The 12,660-nt window shown below is 50.5% G+C and carries 9 protein-coding genes; 3 read left to right on the forward strand and 6 right to left on the reverse strand.

The window, feature by feature from the left end:
• Positions 1-122 precede the first annotated feature (122 nt).
• The gene (locus C5O19_RS20975) at positions 123-2,477 is read left to right on the forward strand and encodes a glycoside hydrolase family 127 protein (RefSeq protein WP_104715335.1); all 2,355 of its coding nucleotides are present in this window, start codon (positions 123-125) and stop codon (positions 2,475-2,477) included.
• A 91-nt stretch (positions 2,478-2,568) separates the two neighbouring features.
• On the opposite strand, the gene C5O19_RS20980 is transcribed toward C5O19_RS20975, so the two are convergent.
• From C5O19_RS20980 to C5O19_RS21005, 6 genes are all read right to left on the reverse strand, one after another.
• Positions 2,569-3,135, reverse strand: a complete 567-nt coding sequence (locus C5O19_RS20980; RefSeq protein ID WP_104715336.1) for a DUF4256 domain-containing protein — start codon at positions 3,133-3,135, stop codon at positions 2,569-2,571.
• Positions 3,136-3,186: 51 nt separating this feature from the next.
• On the reverse strand, positions 3,187-3,660 hold the full coding sequence (locus C5O19_RS20985; protein ID WP_104715337.1) for an SRPBCC family protein: 474 nt from the start codon (positions 3,658-3,660) through the stop codon (positions 3,187-3,189).
• A complete protein-coding gene (locus C5O19_RS20990) occupies positions 3,657-3,989 on the reverse strand; it encodes an ArsR/SmtB family transcription factor (RefSeq protein WP_104715338.1) in 333 nt (110 codons plus the stop codon). Before C5O19_RS20990 ends, C5O19_RS20985 begins: the two co-directional genes overlap by 4 nt.
• Before the next feature lie 141 nt (positions 3,990-4,130).
• Positions 4,131-6,848 carry a DUF5695 domain-containing protein gene (locus C5O19_RS20995; protein WP_207766490.1) on the reverse strand — a complete coding sequence of 906 codons (2,718 nt, stop codon included), beginning with the start codon at positions 6,846-6,848 and terminating at the stop codon, positions 4,131-4,133.
• A gap of 36 nt (positions 6,849-6,884) precedes the next feature.
• A complete protein-coding gene (locus C5O19_RS21000; protein ID WP_243406467.1) occupies positions 6,885-8,564 on the reverse strand; it encodes a DUF885 family protein in 1,680 nt (559 codons plus the stop codon).
• A gap of 61 nt (positions 8,565-8,625) precedes the next feature.
• On the reverse strand, positions 8,626-10,884 hold the full coding sequence (locus C5O19_RS21005) for a S9 family peptidase (RefSeq protein WP_207766492.1): 2,259 nt from the start codon (positions 10,882-10,884) through the stop codon (positions 8,626-8,628).
• A 468-nt stretch (positions 10,885-11,352) separates the two neighbouring features.
• On the opposite strand from C5O19_RS21005, the gene C5O19_RS21010 reads away from it, so the two are divergent.
• Both C5O19_RS21010 and C5O19_RS21015 read left to right on the forward strand, forming a co-directional pair.
• Positions 11,353-11,955, forward strand: a complete 603-nt coding sequence (locus tag C5O19_RS21010) for a hypothetical protein (RefSeq protein WP_104715342.1) — start codon at positions 11,353-11,355, stop codon at positions 11,953-11,955.
• 346 nt (positions 11,956-12,301) lie between these two features.
• The gene (locus C5O19_RS21015) at positions 12,302-12,640 is read left to right on the forward strand and encodes a potassium transporter KefB (RefSeq protein WP_104715343.1); all 339 of its coding nucleotides are present in this window, start codon (positions 12,302-12,304) and stop codon (positions 12,638-12,640) included.
• Positions 12,641-12,660 lie beyond the last annotated feature (20 nt).

Genomic DNA, 12,660 nt, shown 5'->3' on the forward strand with positions numbered 1-12,660 from the left:
GGTTAGAATTGTATCAGTATTCGCGAAACGCAAGCCTAAGATTCCATCGACTTTCGAACAATTTTGCAAAGGTTCTCCGGTCGAATACGGGTTTGCCAGTCATTTATAATGCGTACTGATTCATGAAAAGATTCCTATTCGCTGCGGCTATCCTTTTGGGCAAGGCTACTGTGCCGGTGTGTGGCCAGTCCATCATGCCCGAACGAACGAATGCTAAGATAAAAGTTCAGCCCGTCGTACCGATCCGGGCATACGGCTTCCCGTTGAGTCAAGTCCAACTACTCGACAGTCCTTTCCGCCAGGCCATGCAGGCCGATGTCGCTTTCCTGAAAGACCTGGAAGCAGACCGGCTGTTAGCGGACTTTCGAAGCCATTCGGGCCTCAAACCCAAAGCCGAAAAGTACGGAGGCTGGGAATCTTCCGGACTGGCGGGCCATACGCTGGGCCATTACCTGTCGGCCTGTGCCATGCATTACGCCAGCAGTAAAGACCCGGAATATCTCAAGCGGGTAAATTACATCGTGGATGAATTGGCGGAATGCCAGAAAGCCCGTAAAACGGGATACATCGGAGCTATTCCTAAAGAAGATACGGTTTTTGCGGAAGTCGCTCGCGGCGATATCCGCTCCCGGGGTTTTGACCTCAACGGAGCCTGGTCACCCTGGTATACGGTGCATAAAGTCATGGCGGGTTTGCTAGATGCGTACCTGTATTGCGACAATGCGAAAGCACTCACTATCAATGTCGGGATGGCGAATTGGGTTGATCAAACGCTGAAAAACCTCAACGACGAGCAGATTCAGAAAATGCTGTTATGTGAATACGGCGGCATGAATGATGTACTGGTGAATACCTACGCTCTGACGAAGAACAAGAAGTTTCTGGATCTCTCCTACAAATTTCATGACCGCTGGATTCTGGATTCGCTGGCCCATCACAAAGACATTCTCCCCGGCAAGCATTCCAATACCCAAATTCCCAAGCTGATTGGTACGGTTCGTCGCTATCAGCTAACCGGAAAGAAAGAAGACCTGGAAAGTGCTTCTTTCTTCTGGAATACCGTAGTCAACCATCACTCCTACGCGACCGGTGGTAACAGCAATTACGAGTATCTGAGCACCCCCGATCAACTTAACGACAAGCTGACGGAGAATACGATGGAAACCTGCAACACCTACAACATGCTGAAACTCACCCGGCATTTGTTCGCCCTGCAACCTTCGGCGACGTTCATGGACTACTACGAACGCGGCCTGTACAACCACATTCTGGCCTCGCAAAACCATACCACGGGTATGATGTGTTACTTCGTTCCCCTGCGAATGGGGGCCCGGAAGCCGTTTAGCAGTCGGTACGACGATTTCACCTGCTGCGTGGGTTCGGGCATGGAAAACCATACGAAGTACAACGAAAGCATTTATTTTCAGGGAAATGACGGCAGTTTGTACGTCAATCTATTCATCCCCTCCAAACTCAATTGGGCTGAAAAAGGGCTGGGCGTAACTTTACAAACTACCCTCCCCGCCGACTCTACCCTATCGCTGAGCTTTACTACTCGCAAAGCCGTTTCGCTGCCCGTACGTATCCGCAAACCCCATTGGGCTACGGAAGCCGTGGTACTATTGAATGGCAAATTGCTTTCGCAGGTCAACGAAGAAGCGGGATATCTAGTGATTGACCGAACCTGGAAAACGGGCGATGTACTCGAACTCAAACTACCCACGCAACTATATTCGGTAGCCATGCCCGATAATCCGGATCGGAAGGCGTATTTCTACGGTCCACTGATTCTGGCGGGCAATCTGGGCCCCAAGGAAATTGATCCCGCTCAGGGCGTACCCGTTTTTGTCAGCAATGACCCCAATCCCAACCACTGGATCAAGGCTACGGGTCGGCCCCTGGAATTTCAGACGACGGCCCTGGGAAAAGAAGGTACGGTGACCTTACAGCCATTTTATGCTCTTCAGGATGATCATTACAGTGTTTATTGGGATGTATTCAACAGCCAGACGTGGAAGCAGCAGCAGAAACGCTACGAAGAGCAACGCCGCCAGGCTCGTGAACTGGAGCTTCGCACGGTAGACAACCTTCGCGTGGGTGAAATGCAGCCCGAACGCGATCACGACTTTTCCGGCGACAAGCTGGAAACGGGTGAGTCGCATACGCGAAAATTCCGGGTAGCCAATGAGGGGGGTAGCTTTCAATTCACCATGAAAGTTGCTCCTGATGCGAAAAATACGCTGATTGCTACGTACTGGGGCATGGATAACCGCGGTCGCCAGTTTGACATTCTGGTAGATGGCAAAAAGCTCAGCAGCGAGGATCTTAACCAATACAAAGAGAGCCGTTTCTATGATATTTCCTACGCGTTGCCTACTGAAATGACTAGCGGCAAAACGTCCGTAGTTCTTACTTTCCAGGCTAAAAAAGGCAATCAGGCGGGGCCGGTGTATGGTATTCGAATGCTCAAGGAGTAGAGAAATCTAAGTCCGGCATCTTACTAGGACCACGAGGGTTTAAAAGGTAGAGGCAAAGCGATAAAACGAAGCCTCTACCCTCCCCCAAACTTTATATCCGCAGCAAACCCCGAAAGCCCCGAGCCGCATAGTACGACTCAGCTCCGTTGTGGTAGACAAAGACCTGCCCGTAGCGGCGATCCGCAAACAGGGCCCCGCCGAGATTCCGGATTTCGTCGGGGGTTTTTATCCAGCTGGACGTTTTTTGATCGAATGCTCCGTATTTTTGAAGCTCCCGATAGTCTTCTTCCGTCAATAGTTCAATGCCCATCGCTGCCGCCAGATCGAGAGCACTATCCTCAGGTTTATATTCTTTCCTCGCATCCAGTGCTTTCCGATCATAACATAGACTGCGACGACCTTTGGGACTTTCGGGGGCACAATCGTAAAAAAGGATTTCTCCCGTCTTTGCATCCTGAGCCAGTACGTCAGGTTCTCCGCCCGTTTCTTCCATCAACTGAAGCGACCAGAGTTTTTCGGGATAGGCTTCCAGTCGGGCTTGTACGGTAGGCCATTCAAGGCCTGAGTGGCGTTGTTGGTTTTTCGCAAAACGAGCCTTCAGCGTGTTTAATAAGGCTTCCTGCTCTTCAGCAGACAAAGATTTAGAGGAATTATTCATCACCGTTGTAAGGTTAAGTTTCACAGATACGCAGGCGTTCGCCTGTTCTACTTAGTGCTCAATCAGTTGGCTCACCACTTCCTGCAACCGATCATGAGCCCAGTTTAAGCCCTTGGCAAAAGGCAATTGAAGGAGCTGATCCCGCAGGGCAACCGAACGAAATACCTGATGCATGGTAAGTCTACTTGTTGCACCGGTCAAAGCTTCAAATTCCAGAAATTCCAGTTGTACATCGAAAGGAGAATCTTCCATTTGAAACGTTCGGGTGATTTTTTGGTCTGGGATACATTCATGAATGACGCCATTGGCCCGAAATACGACCTGTCCCTGGGGATTCGTCGTTTCATACTGCCAGCTACCGTGGGGTTTACTTTCCAGCTTCAATACCTTGGTGCCCATCCATTGCTCCACGAGTTCGGGCACTACGTGAGCTTTAAATAACAAGGCTACGGGTAAGTCAAATTCCCGGGTAATGATCAATTCCTGCTTACCAGCTTCGGCCTGAATTTTCGTTTTCTGCGTCATGACTCATTGGTTTTTGAGGAATAGTCTTTCATAAGGGCTTCCAGTGTGTTAAACCGCTCCTCCCATAGTTGACGGAAAGGCTCGATAAAATCAGCGACCTCCTTCATCTTCTGCGGGTTCAGTTGGTAGTAGATCTCCCGGCCGTTGGGCTCGGCTTTGAGTAACTCGCATTCCGTCAGTATCTGTAAGTGCTTGGAAACCGTCGGGCGGGCGGTATCAAAGTTGGCGGCGATTGCTCCCGCCGGCAGGGCTTGAGCGGCCAACAGCAAGAGGATTGCTCTTCGCGTGGGATCAGCGATTGCCTGGAATACATCTCGTCTTAAATTCATTGCGTAGTCATTTGACTACAAATAAAAGCGTAGCTATTTAACTACGCAAATTTTATTTACATTCAATAGCTGGTTTTTAAATAATAAAACCCCGGCCACTCAAGGGGCCAGGGTTTTCAAACGTACCTGAATGCAGGTTGCTTATTTCTTCGCTGACGATACCAACGTAATCGTCTGCGTTTGATTGGTCAGGGGAATTACGTAAGCTTCCCGTTCCTGAGCAAACGCCGTTTTCGGATGATAGGACTGCTTACCCGTTTTCAGTCGAAGATATGCCGTTGGCGTGGTGGCCGTAGCGGGTTCAAGGGTAAGCGTAACGGTTTTTGTTTGCGGGTTAAGCGTTACTTGTTCAATCTTTCCGGCATCCAAACTGATATCCAGCCCTACACTAGCCAGAAATACGCTGGTCCGGGCCGCCGTAGTTAGCGTCAGCGTCACGTCTATTTTGCTTTTAGTCACGTTTCCGCCAAAACCCAGCCAGCCAAACTCCGGATGTTGCGTCAGGAAAGCGGTCGTATTCACCGCGTATCCAAAGAATCCGCAGCCATAATCGCCCGAAAGAGCGTCATTCGCAAGCGTAGACGGGAACGAGTGAAAAGCAGCGGGTCCGAATCCGTCTTCCGTAATGTTGGCAATCGCTCCCATCAGGCCACCGTAGCCCACGCGAAGCAGATAGAAATCGTCCGGCTGATCGCGGTAGGCCGTCAGTACCGGAATGGCGTTGAGACCCGAGCCATAGTGGTGAATTTGCCGTTCGACCCGGGAGATTTTTCCACCGTAAAGAAAATCCCAGTACCGACGGGCGTTGCCATTGTAGGCCCAGTGCGGTATCGTGGGCATGTAACCCAGAATGGCGTTCAGCGTTACCTCGGCTTTGTCGCGGTAGCCGAAGTAGTACGACCAGATGTAGACTTCTTCCTGACCCGTGGAATCCCAGGGCATTTCACTGCCGAAGGGATACGCCAGCGATTTCCAGAGATCGGCCCGTTTCTTCATGGCCGCTTCCAGTTCGGAAGCCAGTGCCGTAAGTCCTTCGCGTTTCAGATCTTTCAGAATCAGAAAGAAAACGGTGCCTTCCATCTGTCCGAACTGAGCGTAGTACGGAGCCAACTTCACCATGCCCAGAGCCGTTTGACAGGCGTTTTCCAGGTAAAATTTCCAGTCCTGCTGCGTTACCAGATTGCGGTGGTTACGGGCCATTCGGTACATGACCCAGTGAGCCGCGGCGACGTGCGGATAGTTGTATGAACGACCCAGCGATTCGGCTTCCTTGCGGGGCCAGGCCGACCAGCCCTTGTAATTCACTGCCGTACTGTAAGTATTCGGCGGCATGGAATCGGGCTGGTAGTAAAACAGACTCTTCCGAACGCCGTACTTTTCCGGGCCTTCGTTGTGCTGAATATTGCCCCAGAGGGTCTGGTTAACGAAGCGTTCGAGTTTCTGAATTTCCTGTTGATTGGGCACTACCAGTTGTTTCATCATCGCTCCGAGCCAGCTTCCGGCCCCGCCTTCATCACTGAGACCTGCCACCCAGGCCCGGCTGTCCTGCGTCACCTGCTGCTGGGTTTCGTAGTCGTAACTAATCACGGAAGGACTGCGATGAAACGTATCTTTCGGTACCTCAAACCACTGCTTCGTCGTCAGGAAATTTCCGAAATCAGCAATCGTTTCGGCTTCGGGTTTCACTACTTTATAATGAATCGTTTGCGTCAAGCCATCCTGATACTGAATCGTCAATCGAGCCCGTCCCCATTGTTTCCCGCGAATCAGGTACGCTTTCCAGCCGTTTTTGGTAGCCAGATCAACCTGCCAGCTCAAAGCTCCAGCAGGTTCTACCTGCACGGATTTCACTGCCGAAGGGTATTTCAGAAAAAGTCGGGCGTTCACATCCTGCGGAACGACATAACCGGGAATACCCACTGATACGGGCCGCTTCTGTTCCACCAAAGTCGATTCAATACTGCGAATGGCCGGAGCCAGAACTAGCTTCAGACCGTAACGTTTACTTTCGCCGGGTTGCAGCGTCAGTGACGTCGGCTGATTCCAGGGCTGAGCTTTCGACCAGTCTTTTTCCGCGTGGGCTTTACTGTGAACCATCCACTCGTGAAACCCTTCAAACGTAATACCCCGGGGGGTGGGGTCATCGAGTAAAGGATTGTAGGCTTCAAAAGGCGTATTCCCCTCGGGTAACACCAGCAATACCGGACCTTTGCCGTGTAATCGGGTTACCTGCAAATATCCGGCTTCCTTGCCAATGTATGGATCATAGAACACATTGCGGTCGTGGGCCTGTTCCAGCGTATTCCCTTCCAGAATGTTGTTGAAAATCAGCGGAAACCCAAGCGAACCGATTTCTACGGGCTGCGTACTTTTGTTTTTCAGCGTGAAGCGTACCACCCAGCCTTTACCCGACTGTTCCCAGCTTCGTTTGACCTCCAGGGGGAATTCGGCGGGAAAACTAGGCGACAAATCAGCGGAAGCCTCTGCCGGTTTGGTAGCAGTCAAGGTCTTAATATCGCCCCGCTTCTGGGCGGAAGAATAGGCCTGCCAGTCCGACTGCCCAGGGGTGCGAAGTCGTAGATTAATGTCTCCCAAGTGATAGAGTCCATCGCTACTACGGACTTTCAGTCGGTCACCGGGGGTAAAATCAAAGCCTTTTTCTTCATTAGGTTTCAGCGAAGCCACCGTTTGCGAGGCCTTTACCAGACGCAGCTCCAAGGCTGGGCCCGGCAAGGTTATATAGCCGCTTTCCAAATGGAGCGTCGATGGTTTTTCCTCCAGTTTTTTCCAGGGAGACTGTTGAGCCCAGACCGGCGTAGTAAGGGCTAATGCACTCACTACTAACACGCAATGAGTCATCGTTTTCAGGTTCATTGTGAAGTAGTTGTTCAGGGGTTATTTAGCAAAAGAATAAAACTTCCAGCTGGTCTGAAAATCCTTTCGAAGCGGCTGTTGGGTCAGCAAGGCCCGGATGAATTCCACGGGCAACTCGTTGAGCTGAAGGATGGAATCGTGAAACTGTTTATCCGTCATTTTTCCGGAATCGACCAGTTCCCGGCGGAGGGCCATGAACTGAAGGCCACCCGTCATGTACGCCAGCTGGTACAGCGGTTCGTAACCACCCACAAAGGAACGGCGTACTTCTCCCTCGGCGTTGGCCCGCTCATGCCCGACTCGGTCCACCAGAAAGTCAATGCACTGCTGAGGTGTCCATTTGCCGAGGTGGTAATTAAGAGAAAATATAATCCGGGCACAGCGGTGCATTCGCCAGAACAGCATACCGATTTTATCTTCCGGTGATTGCGGAAATCCTTTATCCCAGAGTACCATTTCCCAGTACAAAGCCCAGCCTTCAATCCAGAAGGGCGTCGAAAAGCGGCGGCGGTGGGTCTGATACCGGTTGTTCATGAACATTTGCAGGTGATGGCCGGCAATGAGTTCGTGGTGCACCGTAGAGCGGGAAAAGTGCGGGTTGTTTCCCCGCATACTCATCAGTTTATCGGCGTGTTCCATCCCAGAGGTTGGGTAGGAAATCAGAATCTGTTCGCCGCCGAGAAAGAAGGGATTAATCAGTTGCCGCTCGGGGGTCATCATCCCCATTCGCCAGGTTTCTTCCGCCAGCGGTGGAATCGTAATCAGGTTGTGCTGCTTGAGAAAGTCCACGGATTCCTGATACAGTCGCAGGATCAGTTCGGGTTGCTTTCCGGCGGGTACGTAACTGTTTTTGACTTTTTCCTGAGCCGCCCGCCAGTCATTGCCAAAACCCATTTCTCGACTGGCTTTCAGTAATTCCCGGTCGCACCAGGCAAATTCCTGATTGGCAATGGTGAGTAACTCTTCGGGCGTGTAGGGAATGTATTCCATCTTCAACTGACGCATCAGCTCCTCACGTCCGACGGCTACGCCAACAATTCCACTGCCGTCCTTGGCCTTTTCGCCCAGCTGGGCCCGGGGTTGAATGGATCGGGTTAGTTGCTGTAATTGTTCGATGAGTTTCGGGTACGGTTTGGCCATCCACCAGGTAAAGGCGGGGTCATATTCGTTGTAAAACTCGAATACACTTTTAATGGCCTGCTCCAGTCCTTTCACCGTTTCTTCCGCCCGGCTAGCCAGTACGGGGTCCATACTGGTCATTTTTCCCAGTTTTTCTTCGGCCTCAGCCGCCTGTGCCGTCCAGGTATTGAAGTCCTGGGCGAGTGTTTCCGCGTTGAGAGCCAGTCCCCGCCGACGCTTTTTTTCCAACGCGTAAATCGACTCGGCAAAAGGGAACCAGCCTTTGATGCGTTCGGATTCCTGATCGGCTACGGTATACAGCCGCAGGTCTTCTTTCAAATCCCGTTGAAACAATAAGAAATCAACCTGATTGTTGGGCGTTAACGCCTTAAAATCGAGCTTATCCAGTTGCGAGAGGTACTGCTGATTCAGCTCCCTGAACCGCTGGCGTCGTTCGGGTGAATTGGCAATGGTATAAAACCGACGCAGACTGCCCAGGTCGGCCTCGTATTGAATAATGTGCTGGCTTAGTTGAGTCCGGTCAGTGGGACCCTGAGCCGCAGCAAGGGTACTTACGCTCATGAGAAGAAGAAAAGTGATACGCCGAACGTGCATAAACGGGAACGGTTAAGAGTGGTCAGTACTAACGCTCAGATCGGGACGTTTTCCCGGGCGTTTCTTCCGCTGCTACCGGGGCCGCGTTCCAGCGGGGCGGCTGTACGTTCAGCAAATGACGCACGAAGAAATCCCGGCGTTTGCGTTCGCCAAAGTCACCACCCGCCGAATGGCCCATGTTGGGTACGACCACCAATTCAAAGTTTTTATTCGCCCGAATCAGCGCATCGGCTAGCTGGTAGGTAGAGGAAGGATCGACATTATCGTCCATTTCACCCACGATGAGTAGTAATTCACCGCGTAGCTGATCGGCGTGCGTAACGTTGGAGCATTCGGCGTACTGCGGACCAATGGGATAACCCATCCACTGCTCGTTCCACCACATCTTATCCATGCGATTGTCGTGGCAGCCGCAGGACGCGACGGCCACTTTGTAAAAATCAGGTTGGAAGAGGACGGCTCCCGCGGCATTTTGACCTCCGGCGGATGTCCCATACACGCCCACCCGTTCCAGATCAAGGTACGGATACTTCTGGGCGGCGGCTTTCATCCACAGAATTCGATCCGGGAAACCCGCATCCTTCAGATTTTTCCAGCAGACATCGTGAAACGCTTTGGAGCGATTGGAAGTCCCCATGCCGTCGATCTGTACGACGACGAAACCCAGTTCCGCTAGTTCGTGCATGGCCGTATTGGTCGAAAAAGCTTTCGGCACAAAGGCACTTTGCGGACCCGCGTAGATCATTTCAATGACCGGGTATTTCCGCGAAGGATCAAAATTAGTGGGTCGAATGATGATGCCGTGAATGTCCGTCTGCTGATCACGAGCTTTGGCAACAAAGGGTTCGGGAGCCTTCCAGCCCGCTTTTTCCCATTCGGTAAGATCGGCTTTTTCCAGCGTTGTGATAATTGACCCGTCGGTAGTCTTGCGAAGCACGGTGACCGGTGCCTGATTGATGCGGGAATACGTATCGACGAAGGTGGAAAAATCCGGCGAAAACATAACCTCGTGCTGAGCCACTTCGGGCGTAAGGGCTTTCAGGCCTTTGCCATCGAAATTAATCTGGTAGTAATGCAGGTAATACGGATCTTCGTCGGGCGTTTGGCCACTGGCGGCAAACAGAATGGTCCGTTTCGCATCATCCACGTGAACGACATTCCGAACGACCCAATTTCCTTTGGTAATCTGATTTTTGACCTGAGCCTTGGCCGCATCGTAGAGGTAGAGGTGATTCCAGCCATCGCGTTCAGAAGCCCAGATGATTTCCCGGCCATCGGGCGTATCGTGGCGAAAACGCTTGCCGCTGTAGTCGATGAAGGTCTTGCTTTTTTCTTCAATCAGCGGACGGATGCGGCCCGTACTAGCCTCTACTTCCAGCACCCGGTACACCTGATGGCCGCGTTGATTGTATTCCAGCGTAAACGTTTTGCTGTCCGCTCGCCAGTCGGGATCACTCAGTTCGTACTGCTGAGCAATCAGGTCCATCGCAATGGGCAACTGCTTTCGCGAGGTGATATCAAACAGCACGGGTTCCTGAATGGGCAGGGCATCGCCGGGTTTGAGGTAATTACGGGTTTCCAGTTTGGGCTGGAGCTGATCCGTGGGCGAGGAACGAATCAGATAAATAAGATGCGGTGTGTTTTTACGCGTTTTCGTTCCCGCCAGCTTCGTACCATCGGGCGACCAGCGAAGATCACTGCTGTAGTACTCCCCTTCCGAGCCGTCAAAACTCATTGGAAACTCCTCTTTACTGCGTTCGTTGCGAATGTAAACGTTGTAATTTTTGATGATGGCCGAATGACTACTGTCGGGCGTGTACAAACGTCGAACCTGCTCACCACGGGAACGATCGCCCCAGTAGCGATTCAGGGTCGACAGACTGCCTTTCTTGCGAAGTTGTCCGGCGTCGTACGTCCATTGGGAGCCTTCGGCGTCGAAAGAGAAACCCGTGGGCGTGCGTTTCAGACTTTGGATGGGAAGCTGGTACGCAGGAATGGTTTTGCCCAGGGCTTGTCCGAGTTGTCTGGCTAATCCCTCCTGATCGAAAGCATTGCTGCGTTTGCCCGTTTGACCATCCACCTGGATATACTCCTTGCCTTTCGTAGTTTGGATCATATACACCAGGCTAGTACCGTTTTCCTGCCAGTTGATCTGTCGGGGAATGTGGTAAGCCCGGTCAGCGAGCTGCTTTTTTAACGTTTCGCTTCGTTGATAATCGCGTAAGGTTCCCTGGGCGTGGGCCGTAGTAAGTGTACAGCAAAGGAGCCCGATGAAGAGGTATCGCATAAACATAGGCGGATACAAATGAGGTTAGTGTAATATTGGCCGCAAACGATTTCGTTACTCGTGTCCGTTTGCATATCTTCAAAGGTAGATAACCGCTTTTTATGCTAACTCCCCATATTTACTAGGCTTTAATACTTTTTTCACTAGTTTTTTAGGGTTATTTAGAATATCTGCCAAATATTTATCAGTACTGGATGATCTATTATCAATAAAAAGGAATATCGGATCGTAACTTGAAATGAAATCCATTAAAAGATGGGTCGGGTTGAAACCCAACTTTAAATGATAGGTCGAGCCAATGGCTCCGGGAAGTTTGCCAAAACTTGCGGTCAAGAGTCGTAAGCTAGGCTCATATTGTAGAAACGGATTGAAATCAAGCGATATACGTAATTTGCGTCAGTACATTCAATTTTACGTACGTACTTCGCGTCCATTATAGTTGACCAACCTATCCAACCTTTTTAGTGTATGAAAACGCTCTTACTCATTGTATCAGCTCTTTTTTCTCTTCACGTATCCGCCCAATCCGTACAGATGCATGTAATAGGTCAGGGAGATAACTATTGGATTACTGCCACCAAACGGGAACATACGTTTCAGGTGGTATATGCCAGAAGAGACTCGACTGATGGCCGAAAGCTAAACAAACTAGCCCAGCAACGCGGAATCACCTTACATATGATTGCCACTAATTTTGGAGAATTTGGTTCAGAACAGAAAAAAAGACTGGACGAGTACTCGGCACTGCGGGAAAGCTGTACCTATTATACGAAAGACAGTTTACGTTTCAAAGCGGATGATGAACCCAGGTTCACGCAGCTGTTCGATTCACTGCTTATCCTTTCCGAAAAAGACCTAAATACGAATCTACGTGCCAAAGAAAGGTACCTTACCTTAGACGGTACTTATTTTTCCTGGATTATAACAAATCATAGGAAGGTTAAAAACGTTCACGCTGTATCTCCTCAGGAAAACACTTATCCCCTCCTCTATCACTACATCAAAGCCTGTCTGAACTTATACCGTACCAGAAACAAGGGCAACTTACTACAGAATTTTAGCGGTTACTGACGAATGCCCCGAACAGCTTTGCCCGAGCGTTGAGCATGCTACCTATCTCCTAGAAATTGCGTGTAGCCTTTGGACAAGCATCTCCATCAAATAGAATAAAATTTTTTAGCAAAAAATGGAGTGACTATTGGTGAAAATAAAAACCATTAATAACTTTGAACCGCAAAGTACTTTTAATCAACTACTAAAGGCACGATGGATTACCTTAAACGTATTTTCCTAATTCTGGACATCTGAGCTTTCGTGAGTGCTTAGTAGTACCGTAAAAGCCCTATTTTTTTATTCATTCACTTTGTATTGCAAAGTACTTTAATTAACTTCATAATCGATTCAACACGCAACGACCATGACACCAATCCGCTTATTCTCCAGCCCATCGTTCTTTACTGCTTCTTTGGTTAAACATCTGGTCGTGGGAGCCACGCTTGCTCTACTGCTGATTTCCTTTTTTTTGGCGGGTGTGAAGCATCCTAATCCAAATTGGCCTGCGTACTGGATGGTTCGTCCGCTGGTACTGGTTCCCGTCGCGGGGGCTCTGGGCGGTGGTTTCTTTTACGTGGTCAGACAATGGGGACAACACGAAACCTGGAAAAAAGTAGTGGCTACGCTGATCGGCGTGTTTGGTTTCCTGGTAGCCGTATGGATGGGTACGATTGTGGGCCTGGATGGCACTTTGTGGAATTAATCATTCGATAGGCGTTAAGG

Origin of the sequence: Siphonobacter curvatus, assembly GCF_002943425.1 — a bacterium.
GTDB lineage: Bacteria > Bacteroidota > Bacteroidia > Cytophagales > Spirosomataceae > Siphonobacter > Siphonobacter curvatus.

What these genes read in the sequence shown, in the direction of transcription:
- C5O19_RS20975 (WP_104715335.1), top strand. Translation starts at nt 123, where the DNA reads ATGAAAAGATTCCTATTCGCTGCGGCTATCCTTTTGGGCAAGGCTACT.
- C5O19_RS20980 (WP_104715336.1), bottom strand. Translation starts at nt 3,135, where the DNA reads ATGAATAATTCCTCTAAATCTTTGTCTGCTGAAGAGCAGGAAGCCTTA.
- C5O19_RS20985 (WP_104715337.1), bottom strand. Translation starts at nt 3,660, where the DNA reads ATGACGCAGAAAACGAAAATTCAGGCCGAAGCTGGTAAGCAGGAATTG.
- C5O19_RS20990 (WP_104715338.1), bottom strand. Translation starts at nt 3,989, where the DNA reads ATGAATTTAAGACGAGATGTATTCCAGGCAATCGCTGATCCCACGCGA.
- C5O19_RS20995 (WP_207766490.1), bottom strand. Translation starts at nt 6,848, where the DNA reads ATGACTCATTGCGTGTTAGTAGTGAGTGCATTAGCCCTTACTACGCCG.
- C5O19_RS21000 (WP_243406467.1), bottom strand. Translation starts at nt 8,564, where the DNA reads ATGAGCGTAAGTACCCTTGCTGCGGCTCAGGGTCCCACTGACCGGACT.
- C5O19_RS21005 (WP_207766492.1), bottom strand. Translation starts at nt 10,884, where the DNA reads ATGCGATACCTCTTCATCGGGCTCCTTTGCTGTACACTTACTACGGCC.
- C5O19_RS21010 (WP_104715342.1), top strand. Translation starts at nt 11,353, where the DNA reads ATGAAAACGCTCTTACTCATTGTATCAGCTCTTTTTTCTCTTCACGTA.
- C5O19_RS21015 (WP_104715343.1), top strand. Translation starts at nt 12,302, where the DNA reads ATGACACCAATCCGCTTATTCTCCAGCCCATCGTTCTTTACTGCTTCT.